Here is an 18,724-nt window from a genome sequence, read left to right as displayed (position 1 = left end):
TTAAAAAATCCTGCTAAAATATATTTTTCTTCCCAAATAAAAAAACTGACCTTTATAGATCAGTTTTTTTGTCTTGTGCATAATAGCCGACTTTTTTCAGAAGTGAAATTGCAACTTCTTTTTCTTCTGTTGTTAACCCACCTAATAGAGCGTGTATCGTCTCTTCATGCTGAGGGAAAATTTCATGAAGTAATTCTTTCCCTTTTTCTGTTAAATGAGCAAACGTTACTCTTCTATCACTTTCACATGCTTTTCGTTCTAATAAACCTTTTCCTTCTAATTTATCAACAACGTAAGTTATACTTCCACTTGCTAGAAGTATTTTCCCACCTATTTGCTGAAGTGGTTGCTCACCTTTATGATAAAGAAGCTCTAACACAGCAAACTCTGTTGGATTTAAATTAAAACTTTGTATAGACTGATTTGCTTTATCATTAATAGTACGATAAGCTCTTGAAAGAACGATAAAAAGTTTTAAACTTTGATCGATATCATATCTTTCGTTCATTTTAAACACCCATTTCTCAAACGTATCTAATATTATAAGTTTATAGAAAATAGGACTATTGGTCAACTTGTTTGTTAAAATTTAAACATAACCTCATACTATTTCCACACTACTTTCCAATTATTGTTTATTAAAGTATCAATCGTTTTATGTTCCATTATATAATTTGCTATTAGCTCTGACATATCAGTAGGAATGTCCTTTACAACTTCCTTATGTTGAAACATCGTATAATCTCCTCCGCCACCTGCCCGGTAATTATTCATTACAACATTATATTCATCCGTTAATGAGAGGGTTTCTCCGTCTTTTTGAAGCACGACCACTCTTTCACCGATAGGTTTGCGAACATCCATTACGTATTCAATCCCTTCCCACATATCATAATTATAATGTTGTGGCTTAGGAGTAGAAAATTGAGGATTTACTGTTAATTGACCATTTTCATCAAAAGTAAAATAGGAAGCAGAACGTTCTAATGCGTCTTTTATATCTTTTCCTGTTATACGAATTACTTTTAACGTATTTGGATATATGTAATTTGACACGATATCTCTCATCGTAACATCTTTTGGAAATCCTGGTGATGTATTATTAAACAAAGCTGTATTAGATATGGATGCTCCTGAATAGTACATTTGAACTTTATTAATAAATTCAATTAAAGGGTTATCTTCCATTCTTAGTTTCAATGGATCTGTTACGAGCATATCTCCATTAATTTTACCAATTGGTTGGTCTAACCATTGTTGAACAGCGTCTTCATACTTTTTTGCTAGGTTCATAATTTCCATATCAGGATTCGTATTCTCAACAGAAATAACACTACATTTTTTTGACTGTATTTGCCATTTTTTGTCTTTTTTAAATAAGGTTACTTCTGCTTTACCGAGATATTGTCCGTTAAATCCAGGCTGTAATACAAGTACAGAACCAACTTGGTCTGCTATCACACGATGTTGATGCCCTGTTAATAAAAGATCAATACCCTCTATTTCCTTACACATACGGTATGCTTCATTTTCACCAGTGAGCGTCTCCGTTGGTTTCCCTGTTTTTAAATCACATTCAAAACCACCATGATAGCTAACAATCAAGACGTCAGGCTTTTCGTTCCTGCGAATCCACTCTACCCATTTTTTTGTAACTCCAAATGCATTTTCAAACTTTAATTTCTCAATATGATCTGGGTTTTCCCAATTAGGAATATAATGTGTAGTAACGCCTAAAATTGCTACTTTTACTTCTTCCACTTGTTTTATTACGTATGGGTTTCCAAAATAGGGCTCATTCGTTTCATCATTTAAAATATTTGCACTTAACCAAGGAAAGTTAGACTGTTCTACCGCATCATTAATTATTTCCATCCCATAATTAAATTCATGATTCCCAATAATAGCTGCATCATAATTTAACTTATTTAATATCTCTATCATCGGATTTCGTTCTTTTTTCATTTTCTTTACGTAATGATATGTAAATGGTGTACCTTGTATTAAATCTCCATTATCAATTAAAATAACGTTTTTTGAAAGGTCTCGCTCGTCTTTTATAACGGTAGCTAGTTTCGCTAAACCGAGATTCTCTTCTTCATTATTGCCGTAATTTATCGGTAGTACGTTTCCATGTACATCGCTAGTTTCTAAAATTGTTATTTTTAACTCTTCCAAAACTCCACCCTCTTTCAGCTTTTTCTTTTATAATAGAAAACGTAGAGAAAAATTTCTCTACGTTTATCTATTATTAGAAATAGTGTATCTCGTTAAACTAGACGTTTGCGAATGAAGGAAGAAATGTAATCAATTATCGTTACGACGATAATAATTACTAATAATATCATCCCTACTTCATCCCAGTTTCTATTTGCAACGGCAATTGTAATAAGGAACCCAATACCACCTGCACCTACAATACCTAAAACAGATGAAGCACGGACGTCTACTTCAAAGCGGTAAATTGCGTAAGATAAAAATTCAGGTATTACTTGAGGAAGAATACCATAGAAGAAAACTTGAGTTTTATTCGCCCCATTTGCTTCCATCGCCTCTACCACTTTCATATCTATTGATTCAATAACTTCTGAATAAAGTTTCCCTAACATCCCTGTTGAGTTGATCGCAATGGCTAATACACCTGCGAACGGTCCTGGCCCAACGGTTGCAACGAAAATAATCGCAAACACTAGTTCAGGGAATGCGCGGACAGCGTCTAACAGCCATTTACCTAACGAACTAATGATACGGAAACGGAACATATTTCTAGCAGCTAAAAACGCCATTGGTACAGCTATAATGGAGGCCATTAATGCTCCTGCATAAGCAATAAATACTGTTTCCACCATTTTCTCCATTACTTTACCAAAAGTAGACCAATCTGGTGAAAATAATTGTGGAATAACTCGAGAAAAGTTATTAATCGTCCTGTCACTAAAAATTCGTTCCCAGTTAATATTAATTTGAGTAAATGTAACAAAAAATATTGCAATTATAGCGATTGCAATCGTTGTGTATTTTAATTTCTTACTTGTAGATATTTTCTTTTTAGGAGGTAATTCGTAGCGCATTATACAATCGCCTCCCTTATTTTCGAGCTAATATATTCTATAATAACTACTACAAAAAAGATAACGATAATGAGCATCATAACATTATCATAGCGGAACCATTTTAGTTGTTGGTCTAATAATAAACCGATACCACCAGCACCTACTAAACCTAGTACAACTGATGCACGTATATTTATTTCAAACACATAAAGGGAAAAAGATACAAACTGTGGTAAAATTTGTGGAACCACACCGTACCATATTGTTTGTAATGAATTCGCTCCGGACGCACGCATCGCATCGAGTGGCTGCATATCAATTGTTTCTAACGTATCACTTAATAGTTTAGCTAAAATCCCTAAAGAGAAAAAGATTAACGCTATAATACCTGGAAATGCCCCAATACCGAAAACACCGACGAATACTACCGCTAAAATAATATCCGGAATTGTACGAATGATATTTAGAAAGAATCTAGTAATTTGGTTCGTAATTTTATTTGTATTAATGTTTCTTGCCGCAAGTAGGCAGAAAGGTATTGTTAATAAAGTTGAGATGGTGGTAGCTATTATAGCCATGTAAAAAGTTTCAACCAATGCCGGAATAACCCTACTTACATATTCTAAATTTGGAGGAAAGAAGCCTCCAAACATTTCAATCATTCTTGGGAAACTTTTTATAAACTCAGGCAATGTAGATTCAGTTTTGTAAGTACTATATAAATATAGAGCAGCTACAACGATGAAGACTAATGTTGTTTTTCGCTTCAAATCTGGAGAAGTAATACTTTTAGGTTGCACTTTCTCCTTCATTTGTTTCTCATTCATCATTAATCTTGACCTCCCACCATGTCATCCTCACGAATGGCACGGCCGTAAATCTCTTCGAACGTCTTCTCTGTCACAGTTGATGCAGGCCCATCGAACACCACTTCTCCTGCTCTCATACCGATAATACGATCCGCAAATTCCATCGCCATATCAATAAAGTGGAGGTTAACTATTGTTGTAATATTGTCTTCTTTATTGATTTGTTTTAAATAGGTCATAACTTGATGAGCTGTCGGAGGGTCTAAACTTGATACCGGCTCGTCCGCTAGTAAATATTTCGGCTTTTGTGTTAACACACGTGCAATACTTACACGTTGCTGCTGACCACCACTTAGTTCATCCGCACGATTATATATTTTTTCTTCAATGTTTACACGTTTTAAACTCTCGTACGCTAATCCAATATCTTCTTTGGAATATAAGTTAAAGATACTTCTTAACGTACCAGTGTGTCCTAATCTTCCTGCGATAACATTTTTCATAACAGAAGAACGTTTTACTAAATTGTAGTTCTGGAATATCATACCTATTTTTGTACGAAGCCTTCTTAAGTCTCTACCGTTATATGTTAAAATATTTTCTCCGTCAACTATAAGCTCTCCATCTGTTGGAGTAACGAGTCGATTTATACTTCTAATAAATGTAGATTTACCAGCACCAGATAATCCGACAATTACAACGAATTCACCCTCATTGATTTTTACATTAATGTCTTTTAACCCTTGCGTACCATTCGGATATACAAGTGATATATCTTTAAACTCTATCATTTTATTACGTACCCCTCCATGTTGGAAATATCATTAGAACATCAACAGTTATGAAATGAGCGCCATCATCTTAACGATACATAAAAGTTCTACTAAACATAAAATCTTTAGTGAGTATATGAACCGTTGGATTGTGGCGCCCAATAATAACTTTCCTTTAAACCATTTATACAATCGTTTGCCATTGTCTCGCTTAAAGTTTTTTGGATTGAAAGAACTTTCTAAAAATCCAAGAAAAAAGGAGGAAGCAAGCTTCCCCCCAACCTTACCTAAACAGAAGTTATTAACCTTCGTAACCTGTTAGTCTTGCAACGTCACGAACGATGTCATATTCTTCGTCAGATGCTTCATCAATACCAGTCCAACGGTAAACATCATTCATAATTTCAATCATTTCTTCATCATCATTGAAGCTTAAGAAAGCTTGTTTGATTTCTTCAACAAATGCAGGATCTAAAGAAGGAATAACAGAAATAGTATCGTTAGGAATAGGATCAGTATATCCTAATACTACTAGCTCTTCTTTTACCTCTGGATAGTCAGCTTCTAATACATCTCGAACATCGTCAAAAGTTGTTGCAACGTCAGCATCTCCATCTAAAACTGTTAAAGCAGCATTGTCATGAGAACCTACAGCAACTGTTTGTGCGAAAAAGTCTTGTTGTAATGCATCTGTAGAATCAATATCAAATTCTTGCATTAATTGTACTGCTGGGAATAAAAATCCACTTGTAGACGTAATATCACCAAACGCCCAAATTTTACCTTCTAAATCTGCGAATGATTCGATTCCAGAATCAGCACGAACTAAATATTGCGCCTTGTAAGAAGATGAACCGTTACGAATAGATTTTAAAATAACTTCGATATCATAACGCTCATTAGCTTGGATGTAAGCGAATGTTGGTACAAATCCGATATGTACTTTTCCACTACCCATCGCTTCAACTAAAGCTGTGTAGTTTGTCATAACGGATCCTTCGACTTCAACACCAAGAATTTCAGATAATCTTTCAGCTAAAGGCTCAACCGTGTCTGCAATTTTGTCAGATTCAGTAGATGGTACAAATCCCATAATAAGTTTATCAGGTTTTTCCGTACCCGCTTCTTCCCCAGAACCAGCACCATTGTTTGTGCCTGCATTGTTTGTTCCAGCGTTGTTGCCATTGTTAGAAGTTCCACATGCAGCTAGAGCAACTGCTAAAATCGCCACTAACATTACAGTTAGTAATTTTTTCATGTGATTTTTCCCCCTATGTAATTTAATTTTTCACACAAATAGAATTATACCCTGTATTGTCGAAATAACGCTACACTTTTTTCGTATTTTTTACAATTTCTTAATAAATTGTTAACCATTACATTGATATATAATTAAAAACGCTTACATAACTCACTGTTAACATTTGTCGAATAATAATTGTTTTTTTACTTGTTCCTATTTTGCTATAATATCTTCAACTTTATGTTTGTCTGTGAGAAGTATATAATGAGCATAGCCGCTTTACATTAGAATATATTTATATAAGTAAGTCGCCTCCTTATAGAAGATAAAAAGTTCATATTGTTTCCCTAACAAGGATGGAAAGGAAGTAATACATGATTGAAGCACTTATAGGTAGCACTTTAGCTGCATTGTCAACTGGGCTTGGTGCACTTCTTATTTTATTATTACCGAAAAGCATATCTCATCGTTCTAGGGATATGATGCTAGCATTTACTGCTGGTATTATGATGGCAGCTGCGATGATGAGCTTAATTCCAGAAGCGTTACAATACGGTGGGATTGTTCAAGTAATAGTTGGGGTTTTATTAGGTGTTTACGTTTTAAATTTACTTGAAAAATTCATTCCTCATATTGATTTAGAGCATAATAAAAGCGGGATTAAATTCGATCAAAAAGCTATGTTAATTATAGCAGCAATTACGCTACACAATATTCCGGAAGGCTTGTCTGTTGGTGTTAGTTATGCATCAGATTCAGAAGGGACTGGAAACTTAATTGCGCTTGCAATTGGATTACAAAACGCACCAGAAGGGCTATTAGTAGCACTGTTTTTAATTCAGCAGCGTATTCAAAGGTGGAAGGCATTAGTTGTCGCAACATTAACTGGCGCTGTAGAAATTCCGATGGCTTTTCTAGGATTCTATTTAACCACTTCTGTTTCATGGTTAGTTCCTTACGGTTTAGCTTTTGCAGCCGGGGCAATGTTGTTTATTATTTACAAGGAGTTAATTCCTGAAAGTCATGGTGATGGAAACGAAAGGTTATCTACCTATACGTTTATCATTGGAGTATTATTTATGATTTTCTTAATTCAAATTTTTTAACACCGGTTGAAAATCGGTGTTTTTCATCGTAAATAGTAGCTAGTTTTTTGTCTTTTCTCTTTTACTTGTCTCTTTTGGTATTCATATATTAATTGATCTAAATGCTGGCTGCATTTTATCGTTTGTTCACTTTCTATACCTGTTTTGTTAGCAACAGTTATCATGGATTCTCTCTGTTTATTTATTTCAACTAGTAAACAATCCATGTTTTTGTCCTGAGTCAATTTTACTCTCTCCCTTTCATCCCCAAACTCTCCTATCGCATTATTACAAAAAATTCAACATAAGTAAACACAATCGCAATATTAGACAAAATATTTATGAAGTTTTTTTGTACATCTTGTATCTTTATGCGAAAAGTCCACACAATAAAAATAAAATTTTTGTTGATATATATACAAACATCACTTTTTGTCGACAGGAGAATTGTTATGAAATATAAGATGTTTCTTCTAACTATTTGCTTTTTATTTACCTCTTTTTTAAGTAGTCAATTTGTAAACGGTGAAGAAATAGATAAACGAGTCGCTATTGTTATTGATGATTTTGGTAATAACATGAAAGGTACAAAACAAATATTAAACTTACCAGTACATTTAACAGTTGCTGTTATGCCATTTTTACCTACAACTGAAGAGGATGCGATTATGGCACATGAGCTCGGTCACGAAGTTATTCTTCATTTGCCAATGGAGCCCGTGAAAGGTAAAAGAAGCTGGTTAGGACCTGGTGCTATTACAACAGATCTCTCTGATGAAGAAATAATAAAAAGAGTGAACGATGCGATTGATGCAGTTCCTCATGCTGTCGGAATCAATAATCATATGGGATCGAAGGTAACTTCAAATGAACATATTATGAGAATAATACTAACTATTTGTAAAGAACGAGGTTTATACTATTTAGATAGTAAAACGAGTGGAAAGAGCGTCGTTGCGGAAGTTGCATCTGAACTTGGTGTCCCCTATTTAGAAAATGAGCTCTTCTTTGATGAAATATATAGTATTCAACATATCGAAAGACAAGCAAACAAACTGTTAAAAGATATCGACAAAAAAGAAACAATAATTGCTATTGGGCATGTTGGAGTTGCTGGGGATAAAACAGCTTCTGTATTAAAGCAGTACATTCCAATGGTAAAGAAAAAAGCTGAAACAGTAACACTCTCTGAACTATTAGTTGATAAAGAAATATTAAATCCGTATTAAATATATCGAAAAAGGTTGCCAAATAATTGGCAACCTTTTTTTCATATGATTATTCTATATCTATTTCATCTACATGTGTAACACGAAATTCTTTTTCTTCTATTTTCTTTACTAACCTTTGTACTTCGGCTTTCGTTAATTCCGCAGGTAAGTTTACAATAATTCTACGTAAATATTTCTCACCATTGTCTAGTGTGAGCATACCGTCAATGTTCACTTCTTTTAACAATGTAACTAAATCTTTAATAGCCCCTTTATGTTCAATTGTAGCTATTGTAAGCGTATGACCGCCAGTTTTCATTCCGAACGAGTCAGCCAACACATCCATCACATTTGCATGTGTAAGTATACCGAGAAATTCTTCCTTTTCATTTAAAACAGCAATAAAAGGTAATCTTTTTATTGTGAAGAACGCTTTAAAGAATGAGTCTTCTTCATAAATAAATGCATCTTCATTTTGAACGAGGGACGTAATAGGATCATTTTCTTTCCCTTTTTGCTCATATAAATAATCTAGTAAATGCACTTTGTAAATAAAACCACTAAATTTACGCCCGTTATTTGATAAAACTGGTATGCAACGGTATCCAGATTCTTTCACTTTTTCATAAGCTTCTTTCACAGTAAAAGTCGGTTCACAATATTGAACATCAAATTTAGAAACAAAATTATAACGAACTTTCATCACTATCACTCCCTTGGCTTCATCCAATAGAAAATTTTCTACTTCATACCTTTAAAATACCATAAGGGCGGAAAAACGTAAAGAAAATTCACAATGTTCTAACAATAGATTCATTTGCATGTAAAGCTTAATGTTCTTTCGTTCCCTTACACTTCCAACTATACAGTTAATCTAAACGGTTGTAAGCAGTTTTTTAACGTTATATATGGACATTATTTGACAGTATTTTCAATTTCTCACCGCTTACTAAACTCTATCAACAACATCAATACTTGGACTTTTATATATATTCCCTAAAGTTTTGATTCATAACAAAAAAAACGCAAAAGGTATGGATCCCTTTGCGTTTTTGCTAATTTTTACGTCTAGCTTCGCCTAATCGGTTTTCAGGCTAATTAACAAGTCGTATATACTTCTAATTAATTACTATTAACTTCTTCTTTTTCGTAAATTGGAACCCAACCTTCTGTTGTAACAAAGATGCGAACAGCAACTACTTTACGATCTTCCATTAAAGTAAAGTAGTGTCGTACATTTTCTGGTACTGAAATTAAATCACCTGGCTGCAATTCAACATCGAAGAAGTTTCCTTCATTATCTTGAATTACAAAAATCCCGTGACCGCTTACGATAAAACGAACTTCATCATCTGTATGATGATGTTCCTGTTGGAAATTGGTTAATAACTGATCTAAGTTTGGTGTAGAATCAGACAAAGAAATAACATCACTAGATTTATAACCTCGACGCTCTGAAATGTCAGCAATTTCTTCTCCAAATACAGCTAAAATTTCTTCTTTTTCCTCATCTGTTAGTGCATATTTTTCTTTTAAGTTAGATGGTAATTTTGTAATGTCCCATTTCTCGTAAATTACTTCATTCTTTTCTAAAAATGCTACTACTTTTTCCTCATTTTCAATTCTTTCATTAGTTGCATGTAAACGAATTTGTGCCATTATATTTCCTCCTCAATAATTTTATATATTTTTCAGTTCTAGTTAAGCAATTGGCATAACCGGATACTGTTTTTGAACATTTTGCAAAGCTAGCAATTTTAGATGGTAAGAAAACAAAAACTCCCAAGCTTCTAAATATTTTTTTGCTTCAAAAGCCGTTTCTCCCCATACGGTGATTCCATGGTTTAATATAAGGACCGCTCCTTTGTCTCCATGAATGTATTTAGAGAACTGTTGAGAAAGGGTAGGAATATGTGCATCATTTTTTATAATTGGAATAGAAACCTCCGCATCCTCTTCCCAATAACCTAAAGCTTTAATTATTTCTTGCCTTTTAAACGTTATTTTTCCTTCTTCTTTATAAATTTCCGATATAACGTTATTATCAATCGTATGAACGTGAAATACCGCTCCTGCATTAGTTCTGTTATAAACTTCAACATGCAATTGCGTTTCAGCTGAAGGTTTTAATTTTGTTTCTTCAGCGGGTGCGCCTTTTTTATCTACTAGCAAAAAATCCTCGCTTGTACGTTTTCGCTTATCCTTTCCACTTGCTGTTACGAAAAATGTTAGAGGGTTTGTTGAAACTTTAATAGACAAATTTCCACTTGTTCCTGGAAACCAATCTCTTTCGGCAAACTCATCCTTTACATCCGCTAGTTCATTCCACTTTTGCAAATAACGACTCATACCGTAACCTCCAGTCGTTGTAGTATGGAAATGACATCATCGAACGTTTCGAACGATTCATAAGCGAGTTTATTTTCTTCGCATTTTTCTATTAAAAAATCTCTCGCAATCACTTTATCTGCTAATTTAGCTGCTTGTAGATCCGTGATGGAGTCACCAATAACCACTTTGTATGAAGTATCGTTTGCAATTTTTCGAATGATGGAAGGTTTGCAGCAGCCGCAATCGTTATCACATTGTTCATCACAACTATGTGGCCAAGTTATAGTAATATTCTCGTTTGAAAAATCAGCTCTATTGCAATAGATATATTCCTCTTCAATCCGTCCTTTTAATAACGGCTTGACGAAAAAGTCGATTCCACCAGAAACAATATATAGTGGGATCTCTTGCTCTTTTACGTAAGCAATGAAGCGGTCGAACCCTTCGCGTATTTCCGCTTGTTGCACAATAAAGTTAGTAATCTCTTCCCTCTTACTGGATGAAAGTAAAGCAAACATTTCCCCTACTCCATCTTGTATACTAATTTGTTGAGATAACACTTGATCCTTTAATGAAACCCATTCATCAGGTGCAAATTGCTTCATCGCTGCAATAATGTTATCTGACTTCGTTACAGTTCCATCAAAATCACAAAAAATAACAGGTTGTCTTTTTAAAGTTGTCATCTTATTTTTCACCCCAAAGCTGTAATGCTTTCTGTAATTCCTCTTTTTCTGCAGCTGCCTCTCCTAACGTTTTCCCTTCCAGTACGGCGTCTACAGCTTGACGGAATGCTTTAGCACCACCAGCGGCTCCATCAGGGTGCCCATGTACTCCGCCTCCAGCATTAATAACTGACTCTTGACCAAAATCATTTATTAATAACGGCACTAAACCAGGATGAATACCAGCAGATGGGACAGGTAAGCTTGCTTTTACAAGATCCTCTTTCGTTAACTCTTTTGCAACTTTTATTGTTGCCTCTTTTTTTAGCGCTACACTTCCATAAGGAGAAGGGAAAAGGGAAAAATCTGCCCCAGCATATCGTAGTAATTTACCTAATAATAGCTCATACGAAACCCCGTAAACTGGTGAAGGTGTTAAAGCACCACTAAATGCAGGATGGGCCATTATTGGTATTTTGATATCTTTATCTTCTGCGAGACTTTGTAAACAATCTAGTCCATAGGAGAAAACGTTAAATAATAACATGTCAGCTCCAAGTTCTACCGCTCTTTTCGCCTTATCCCTTAACTCATATGTTCTACCAGTAATGTTCACCGCGTAAAGCGTACGGTGCCCTGTTTGTTCGTACACATTTTGAAGTACTTCCTTACCGGCAATTATTCTATTTTCAAACGGTGTTAATTCATTTTCAAATAATATTTCATCGTCTTTTACAAAATCCACTCCGCCTAACGCTTGCTCTTTTAATTGGTCTCGTAAAAAGGCGAGATCACGCCCTAATACTCCTTTAAAAATACTCATTACAAACGGACGCTCCCACACACCTGTTTTTTCTCGAATACCTTGAATACCAAATTTCGGTCCTGGAAAACTTCTTTTTAGTTCATCACTAAACTGTAAATCAAGTAATTTAATTTCTCCATCAAGAGAAAGCTTCCCAAAAACTGTAGTGATAATGGCAGGAATGTCATTAGAAAAATTAAGTGATGGATAAGCAATTTTGATAAGTCCTTTTGTTCTCTTCTCACCGAAATATCTGTTAACCTTTTCGTCCTCTGGCAGATATTCAACATGTACTACTCGACCTTTATGTTTTTTTAACTGATCCTGGTCTACTTTTGGTAAATCTGTCCAAGAACCAACTGTGAGTCCAAGTGCAATTCCTTCCGCTTTTCTTTCTAGATTCCCTTTCGCATCATGAACTAAGTATGTAGCAATTACTTCACTCATCTATTCCACACCCTTTTGTAAAAATTACTGTGCTGTTGTACCTCTTTAAAATGAATTAAATACAAAATAAAAACCTCTTCCAATAAGAAGAGGTTAGGTATCCTAACATCCTCTTATCTCCCAGCTAAAAAAGCTGCAAGATTTAGCACCGTGCTTAAAAATAAGTCGGTTGCCGGGTTTCATCGGGCTAGTCCCTCCACCTGCTCTTGATAAGAAAACGTAATATATTCATTTTTTTACTATTACAAAAATAGAAAATCTAGTTGAGATTATGACATTGGTAATCTTTTTTGTCAACAGTGATTAAGAAAATAATTGCAATTTTTTAATTCGATCAACCGCTTCTTGTAATCTTTCTGTACTTGTTAACAGCCCTACTCTCACATAACCTTCACCGTATGATCCAAAGCCAATTCCTGGTGCAACGACAATATGAGCATTTTCTAATAAGTAATCAGAAAAGCTTTCAGAAGTATAGCCATTAGGGACTTTTAACCATGCGAAAAAGGATCCTTGTGGGGCATTAACGTCCCAACCAATTTCTTTCAATCCGTTTACGAGAACGTTACGTCTCTCCTCATACATTTCCACTAATTCATCTACACAATGTTGAGAGTCTAAAAGCGCAGTTGCAGCAGCTTCTTGTATACTACTAAAAAGGCTCACATATAGATGGTCTTGAAGTAAATTGATCGCTTCAATTACACTAGCATTCCCAACGGTAAAACCGACTCTCCACCCTGCCATATTATATGTTTTTGATAAGGTATATATTTCTACGCCAACATTTTTAGCACCAGCAGTTTGTAGAAAACTAATTGGACGATTCCCCTCAAAGCCGATAGCGCCATATGCAAAATCATGAACGACACAAATATTATTTTTATTTGCTAGCTCTACTGTTTCTTCAAAAAAAGCAGCTGTTGCCATAGCACCTGTAGGATTATTCGGATAGTTTAAAAACATTAACTTTGCATCTTTCAGCACAGATTCTGAGATATTTTGATAGTTTGGTAGAAAATTATTTTTCTCTTCAAGTGGCATTACTTCCATGTTTGCCTTTGCTAGCGCAACTCCAGACAAATAATCTGGATAGCCTGGATCAGGGACTAAAACGGTGTCACCTTCATTAAGCAAACAAACGGGCAGCTCTACTAATCCAGCTTTTCCGCCAAAAAGAACAGCTATTTCTGTTGCTGGATCTAACACTACATCGTATTCTCGTTTATAAAATGCTGCAACCGCCTCTTTTAAAAAATCATGGCCTCGAAATGGGGCATATTTATGATGTTGTGGTTTCAATACCGCATTTTGCATCGATTGTACAATATGTTGCGGTGTTGGCTGATCCGGATTTCCTTGTCCTAAGTTAATGACATCATGACCTAATGCAACTACTTTTCCGCTCTTTTCAACAAGGGATGCAAAAAATTGTTTCGGTAACGTTTGTAACAATTTTGATTGTTTAAAGTTTTTCATTTGTACACCTTCTTAAAAAAATGTTGAAATACTAGTGACAAATCATATAATGTTAAAAGCAAAATGTAAAGAGTTTTTTGAAATTTTCTGTAATGGGCTATACACAATGAATAATAAATTGTAAATTAGATGCAGGTAGCAGAAAACGACGAAGGCTAATAAAGGGGGACTTTTATATGTCATGGAAAGTAGCTTGTATTCAGTTTGATATAACGTTCGGTTCACCGCAAGAAAATGTTAAAAAAGTAGAAAAATTGATTATGGAAACTGTACAGAAATATAGCCCTAAAATTATCGTATTACCAGAGTTATGGACGACAGGGTACGATTTAACCCGGTTAGACGAAATTGGTGACAATAACGGTGACACTACTAAAAAAACACTTCAAATGTTAGCAAAAAAACATAATGTTCATATTGTCGGTGGTTCCGTTGCTAAAAATACATCTAAAGGTACATATAACACCATGTACACTGTAAACGACGAAGGCGATATTGTAGGTGAATATAGTAAGCTACATTTGTTTCAGTTAATGTATGAGCATCTATACTTACAACCAGGAAAAAATGATGGATTATTTCAACTAGATGGGGAAACTTGCGCTGGAGTTATTTGTTACGATATTCGCTTTCCTGAGTGGATTCGTACCCATACAACGGGAGGCGCAAAAGTGGTTTTCGTCGTTGCGGAATGGCCATTATCACGGCTCGAGCATTGGAGAGCTTTATTAATTGCTAGAGCTATTGAAAATCAATGCTATGTAGTTGCAGCTAACCGTGTTGGGAAGGACCCTAATAACGTATTTGCTGGCCATTCAATGATTATCGACCCATGGGGGGAAGTTTTAGCGGAAGGTTTGGAAGACGAAGCAATCGTTGTTAGTGACATTGATTTAGAAAAAGTGGAGAAGGTTCGGAAGCAAATACCGATATTCGAAGATCGGAAACCTAGTTATTATTAATACTATGTTAAAAGCATTGTAGCGTTATTGTTGCAATGCTTTTTTATTTTTATAGTATACATTTTTAAAAAACCTTTGGGGCAATTCTGAAAATAGGCTAGTAGTATGTTAGTTCGTTTCTCTTCGCGTTCAGTCATTTGATTTTCACGAGAGTATGTTGAGCGTTCCCTCCCCTTCCACTGCTTTTACTAACACGGTGGAAAAATCCTCCTGTTTATATTCTTTATGGTTCCTATTATGTTACATATTTATTAACTTAAAAAGGACTCCAAAATTGGAGTCCTTTTATTATTTGGCTAGCATTATTATTTTTGAACGTTAGCAGCTTGAGGTCCACGAGCACCTTCAACGATTTCGAAAGTAACTTCTTGACCTTCTTCTAAAGATTTGAAACCTTCGCCTTGGATAGCAGAGAAGTGAACGAATACGTCGTCTTGACCTTCAACTTCGATGAAACCGAAACCTTTTTCTGCGTTAAACCATTTTACTTTACCTTGTAACATTTTTTGTTCCTCCTTGCGGGTTAACCCACGTAAAAATTTATTACTATTCTTGCTCGTTCACAAAACACTTCCAGACGAAATTGCTATTATTTCTGACTTTCCACATTATTTTCACGAACAAAAATAATAACTTTATAATAACAGGAATATTGAAAAAGTTCAAGACATACAAACGATTTTACCTAGTAGAAAAATAAATTCGGGCAGTTGTCAAGTAATTTTCGGTTGCTGTTAAATATTCGAACAGTTGTATGTAATTTCTCATTGCTGTTAAGTAATTTCGGGTAGTTGCTAAGTAATTTTCGAGTGCTGTTAAGTAATTTCGAATTGTTGTTAAGTAATTTCCGAGTGCTGTTAAGTAATTTCGAATAGTTGTTAAGTAATTTCCGAGTGCTGTTATGTAATTTCGAATTGTTGTTAAGTAATTTCCGAGTGCTGTTAAGTAATTTCGAATTGTTGTTAAGTAATTTCCGAGTGCTGTTAAGTAAAATCAGTCGTCATGCACACTTTCTAAATTGCACGTAAAAAAATTCATCCATCTTGCATAGAGAACCGTCTTTTACTTTTGAAAGTTGACAATTTGCGCTTAAAATCTGATGTAAATTAGCATTCTCGCTCCGATAACAGTAACATTTATTATTTTAAACCGTCTGAGTGGGGCTAATGTGCTAAATTCATCTTTGAAGAGCAAAGAAAATAACAAACACTTCATTATTTTTAAAAATTTTCTTGACAATTATTACTTTTACAAGTTATGATTCTCACCAAGTGATATTTTACAAAAATACATACGAACGTAGTATTAACTACTACGAATCTCTTATCAAGAGCAGGTGGAGGGAATTGGCCCGATGAAACCCAGCAACCGACCGTAATATTGTCGTGAGACAAGGCGTTCTAATAGAACGCCGAAGCTTTTGCTTCGTAAGGCACGGTGCTAAATCCAGCAGAAATTACTTTCTGGCAGATAAGAGGTGCGAAGAATCGAACCTTCAAGCCTCTTTCAATATGGAAAGAGGCTTTTGTTATTTTTTTAACGAAAGCCTCCTACACACTTTTTATGGAGGGTTAAACAATGACAACATTAACTAAAACGTACGAACCATTAACAGAAACTACTGCAATCGAACTAGCAATTAAACTACATTTCTTTGAAAATAGCACTAGCATAAACTGTAAAGAAATAGGTGACGGCAACTTAAACTTAGTCTTCCACCTTACAGACGAAAATAACAAAGGTGTAATTATAAAGCAGGCATTGCCTTATGCAAAAGTCGTAGGGGAAAGTTGGCCACTTACTTTAAAGCGTGCTCAAATTGAAAGTAACTCATTAAAAGAAGCTGCCAAACACGTTCCTTCGCTCGTTCCAACAGTTTATTATACGGATGAACATTTAGCGATTACTGTTATGGAAGATCTTTCGCATTTAACGATAAGTAGAAAAGGCCTAATGAATGGTGAAGACTATCCTTTACTATCAGAGCATATCGGACAGTTTTTAGCCAAAACGCTATTTTACACTTCTGATTTCGGCTTAAATCAACAAAAGAAAAAACTTTTACAGCAACAATTCGCTAACCCAGAACTATGTAAAATTACAGAGGATTTAGTGTTTACAGATCCATTTTATGATAGTGAAACGAATAATTTCGAGCGTGAATTATTACCTGTCGTATCCGAGATTTGGAACGATTCTTCTCTTAAACTTGAAGTAGCAAAGTTGAAATATTCATTTTTAACAAATGGTGAAGCTCTACTACACGGGGATCTTCACACAGGTAGTATTTTTGCTAGTAATAATGAAACGAAAGTGATTGATCCAGAGTTTGCTTTTTTCGGTCCTATTGGGTTCGATGTTGGTCAATTTTTTGCTAACCTTATCGTAAATGCCCTTAGTAGAGAGCCACAAAAGCAAGGTGTATTATTTGATCATATAAATAAGACTTGGGACGTTTTTACGACTGAATTTACAAAACAATGGACTTTAGACAGTGTTGAATATTTTACGAAAACTGAAGGATATTTGTCCTACGTTTTTCAATCAATATTGGAAGACACAATTGGATATGCCGGTTGTGAATTAATTCGTCGTACCATTGGCCTTGCTCACGTAGCCGATTTAGATAACATCCCTTCCATAGAAACACGATTAAAAGCGAAAACAAAAGCTCTGCAACTTGGCAAATATTTTATTTTGAATAGAGCCAATATTCACTCTGTTGAAGATTTCATCCAAGTTAGCTTACAACATGTACAACAATAAGGAGTAGATATAATGACAACTGTAAGAAACATTCCCATTTCTGTCGAATGGAAAGATACGTATATAAAACTATTAGACCAGCAGAAGCTACCGAACGAAACTGTTTATGTACAATTAAAGACGATTGAAGATGTATGGGATGCAATCGTTACGTTAAAAGTTAGAGGTGCGCCTGCGATTGGGATTGCAGCGGCATATGGGTTAGCCCTTTCCACTAAACAATATAATGTAGAGTCTATGGATGAATTTAAAGATCTTTTCATTAAAGATATAGCTTATTTAGCGAGTTCTCGCCCGACAGCCGTGAACCTATTTTGGGCGTTAGAAAGATTAACAAATGTTTTACATGATAGCAAATCTGTAAACGAAGCAAAAACCAATATAGTTCACGAAGCGATACAAATTCAAGTGGAAGATGAAGCGGTTTGCCACCAAATTGGCGATAACGCCCTCTCTTTACTTCAAAAAGGCGATAAAGTTATGACCATTTGTAATGCTGGTTCTATCGCAACGGCTCGATACGGAACTGCTTTAGCTCCCTTTTACCTTGCAAAAGAAAAGGATTTTCCACTTTCTGTTTTTGCATGTGAAACTAGACCAGTTTTACAAGGTGCTAGATTAACAACATGGGAGTTACAACAAGCTGGTGTGGATGTGACGTTAATAACCGATAATATGGCTGCCCATACGATTATAGCTAAGCAAGTTTCTGCTATTATCGTTGGTGCCGACCGTATAACTGCAAACGGAGATACAGCTAATAAAATCGGTACATTAGGTTTGGCCATTTTAGCGAAACATTTCAACATTCCTTTTTACGTCGCTGCACCTTTATCAACTTTCGATATATCATTAAAAACTGGAGCTGAAATTCCAATTGAGGAACGAAGTGAAACAGAGGTTACGACAATTGCTGGCGTGAAAGTTGCTCCAGACGGAGTTTCTGTTTTTAATCCAGCCTTTGATGTAACACCGAATGAATATATTACAGCAATTATTACGGAAAAAGGAGTTATACTAGGAGATTTAAAAGAAGAAATAGTTAAGTTATTTCAGTAAAGTTTAGACGTTTGGTGATTTACCAAACGTCTCTTA

Annotated in this window: 19 protein-coding genes and 2 riboswitches; of the genes, 5 read left to right on the top strand and 14 right to left on the bottom strand. The window is 35.0% G+C overall.

Annotated features, from left to right (window positions below; genetic code table 11):
- Window positions 1-52 precede the first annotated feature (52 nt).
- The 6 genes from BC6307_RS09210 to BC6307_RS09185 form a co-directional block, all read right to left on the bottom strand.
- Window positions 53-508, bottom strand: a complete 456-nt coding sequence (locus tag BC6307_RS09210) for a MarR family winged helix-turn-helix transcriptional regulator (RefSeq protein WP_066412561.1) — start codon at window positions 506-508, stop codon at window positions 53-55.
- Window positions 509-606: 98 nt separating this feature from the next.
- Window positions 607-2,178, bottom strand: coding sequence for a bifunctional metallophosphatase/5'-nucleotidase (locus BC6307_RS09205; protein WP_066412558.1), 1,572 nt, complete (start codon window positions 2,176-2,178; stop codon window positions 607-609).
- A 92-nt stretch (window positions 2,179-2,270) separates the two neighbouring features.
- Window positions 2,271-3,071 carry a phosphonate ABC transporter, permease protein PhnE gene (phnE, locus tag BC6307_RS09200; protein WP_066412556.1) on the bottom strand — a complete coding sequence of 267 codons (801 nt, stop codon included), beginning with the start codon at window positions 3,069-3,071 and terminating at the stop codon, window positions 2,271-2,273.
- Window positions 3,071-3,883 (bottom strand): phosphonate ABC transporter, permease protein PhnE, encoded by an 813-nt coding sequence (gene phnE / locus BC6307_RS09195; protein WP_066412554.1) that lies wholly within the window; start codon window positions 3,881-3,883, stop codon window positions 3,071-3,073. The genes phnE (BC6307_RS09200) and phnE (BC6307_RS09195) overlap by 1 nt, the downstream gene beginning before the upstream one ends.
- Entirely contained in the window at window positions 3,883-4,653 is a 771-nt protein-coding gene (gene phnC, locus BC6307_RS09190) for a phosphonate ABC transporter ATP-binding protein (protein WP_066412548.1), read from the bottom strand. The genes phnE (BC6307_RS09195) and phnC overlap by 1 nt, the downstream gene beginning before the upstream one ends.
- A 283-nt stretch (window positions 4,654-4,936) precedes the next feature.
- A complete protein-coding gene (locus BC6307_RS09185; RefSeq protein ID WP_066412545.1) occupies window positions 4,937-5,893 on the bottom strand; it encodes a phosphate/phosphite/phosphonate ABC transporter substrate-binding protein in 957 nt (318 codons plus the stop codon).
- 359 nt (window positions 5,894-6,252) lie between these two features.
- Here BC6307_RS09185 and BC6307_RS09180 point away from each other — a divergent pair, with 359 nt between their 5' ends.
- Window positions 6,253-6,984, top strand: a complete 732-nt coding sequence (locus BC6307_RS09180) for a ZIP family metal transporter (protein WP_066412542.1) — start codon at window positions 6,253-6,255, stop codon at window positions 6,982-6,984.
- A gap of 23 nt (window positions 6,985-7,007) precedes the next feature.
- Here BC6307_RS09180 and BC6307_RS09175 read toward each other — a convergent pair whose 3' ends face one another.
- Complete coding sequence (locus tag BC6307_RS09175; RefSeq protein WP_235858059.1) at window positions 7,008-7,208, bottom strand: aspartyl-phosphate phosphatase Spo0E family protein; 201 nt, start codon at window positions 7,206-7,208, stop codon at window positions 7,008-7,010.
- A gap of 207 nt (window positions 7,209-7,415) precedes the next feature.
- On the opposite strand from BC6307_RS09175, the gene BC6307_RS09170 reads away from it, so the two are divergent.
- Window positions 7,416-8,192, top strand: a complete 777-nt coding sequence (locus tag BC6307_RS09170) for a divergent polysaccharide deacetylase family protein (protein ID WP_066412539.1) — start codon at window positions 7,416-7,418, stop codon at window positions 8,190-8,192.
- A 49-nt stretch (window positions 8,193-8,241) separates the two neighbouring features.
- On the opposite strand, the gene cbpA is transcribed toward BC6307_RS09170, so the two are convergent.
- The 6 genes from cbpA to BC6307_RS09140 form a co-directional block, all read right to left on the bottom strand.
- The gene (gene cbpA / locus BC6307_RS09165) at window positions 8,242-8,877 is read right to left on the bottom strand and encodes a cyclic di-AMP binding protein CbpA (RefSeq protein ID WP_066412536.1); all 636 of its coding nucleotides are present in this window, start codon (window positions 8,875-8,877) and stop codon (window positions 8,242-8,244) included.
- Window positions 8,878-9,296: 419 nt separating this feature from the next.
- Complete coding sequence (locus BC6307_RS09160; protein ID WP_066412533.1) at window positions 9,297-9,833, bottom strand: 1,2-dihydroxy-3-keto-5-methylthiopentene dioxygenase; 537 nt, start codon at window positions 9,831-9,833, stop codon at window positions 9,297-9,299.
- A gap of 42 nt (window positions 9,834-9,875) precedes the next feature.
- Window positions 9,876-10,523, bottom strand: coding sequence for a methylthioribulose 1-phosphate dehydratase (locus BC6307_RS09155; protein WP_066412530.1), 648 nt, complete (start codon window positions 10,521-10,523; stop codon window positions 9,876-9,878).
- Complete coding sequence (locus tag BC6307_RS09150) at window positions 10,520-11,191, bottom strand: 2-hydroxy-3-keto-5-methylthiopentenyl-1-phosphate phosphatase (RefSeq protein ID WP_066412527.1); 672 nt, start codon at window positions 11,189-11,191, stop codon at window positions 10,520-10,522. Before BC6307_RS09150 ends, BC6307_RS09155 begins: the two co-directional genes overlap by 4 nt.
- 1 nt (window position 11,192) lies before the next feature.
- A complete protein-coding gene (mtnW, locus tag BC6307_RS09145) occupies window positions 11,193-12,422 on the bottom strand; it encodes a 2,3-diketo-5-methylthiopentyl-1-phosphate enolase (RefSeq protein WP_066412525.1) in 1,230 nt (409 codons plus the stop codon).
- A gap of 110 nt (window positions 12,423-12,532) precedes the next feature.
- Window positions 12,533-12,638, bottom strand: a riboswitch (SAM riboswitch).
- An 87-nt stretch (window positions 12,639-12,725) separates the two neighbouring features.
- Entirely contained in the window at window positions 12,726-13,901 is a 1,176-nt protein-coding gene (locus tag BC6307_RS09140; protein ID WP_066412524.1) for a pyridoxal phosphate-dependent aminotransferase, read from the bottom strand.
- Between the two features lie 176 nt (window positions 13,902-14,077).
- On the opposite strand from BC6307_RS09140, the gene BC6307_RS09135 reads away from it, so the two are divergent.
- On the top strand, window positions 14,078-14,863 hold the full coding sequence (locus BC6307_RS09135; RefSeq protein WP_066412522.1) for a carbon-nitrogen family hydrolase: 786 nt from the start codon (window positions 14,078-14,080) through the stop codon (window positions 14,861-14,863).
- 305 nt (window positions 14,864-15,168) lie between these two features.
- Here the strand turns inward: BC6307_RS09135 and cspD are convergent, their stop codons facing one another.
- Window positions 15,169-15,366, bottom strand: coding sequence for a cold-shock protein CspD (gene cspD, locus BC6307_RS09130; protein ID WP_066412518.1), 198 nt, complete (start codon window positions 15,364-15,366; stop codon window positions 15,169-15,171).
- An 817-nt stretch (window positions 15,367-16,183) separates the two neighbouring features.
- Window positions 16,184-16,340, top strand: a riboswitch (SAM riboswitch).
- Between the two features lie 101 nt (window positions 16,341-16,441).
- Between cspD and mtnK the strand changes: the two genes are divergently transcribed.
- A complete protein-coding gene (gene mtnK, locus BC6307_RS09125; RefSeq protein ID WP_066421959.1) occupies window positions 16,442-17,629 on the top strand; it encodes an S-methyl-5-thioribose kinase in 1,188 nt (395 codons plus the stop codon).
- 12 nt (window positions 17,630-17,641) lie between these two features.
- A complete protein-coding gene (gene mtnA, locus BC6307_RS09120; RefSeq protein ID WP_066421956.1) occupies window positions 17,642-18,688 on the top strand; it encodes an S-methyl-5-thioribose-1-phosphate isomerase in 1,047 nt (348 codons plus the stop codon).
- Window positions 18,689-18,724: the final 36 nt, after the last annotated feature.

The organism is Sutcliffiella cohnii, assembly GCF_002250055.1.
GTDB lineage: Bacteria > Bacillota > Bacilli > Bacillales > Bacillaceae_I > Sutcliffiella > Sutcliffiella cohnii.
Note: the sequence above shows the minus strand (reverse complement) of the source record. Positions and strands in the feature narration are given on the sequence as shown.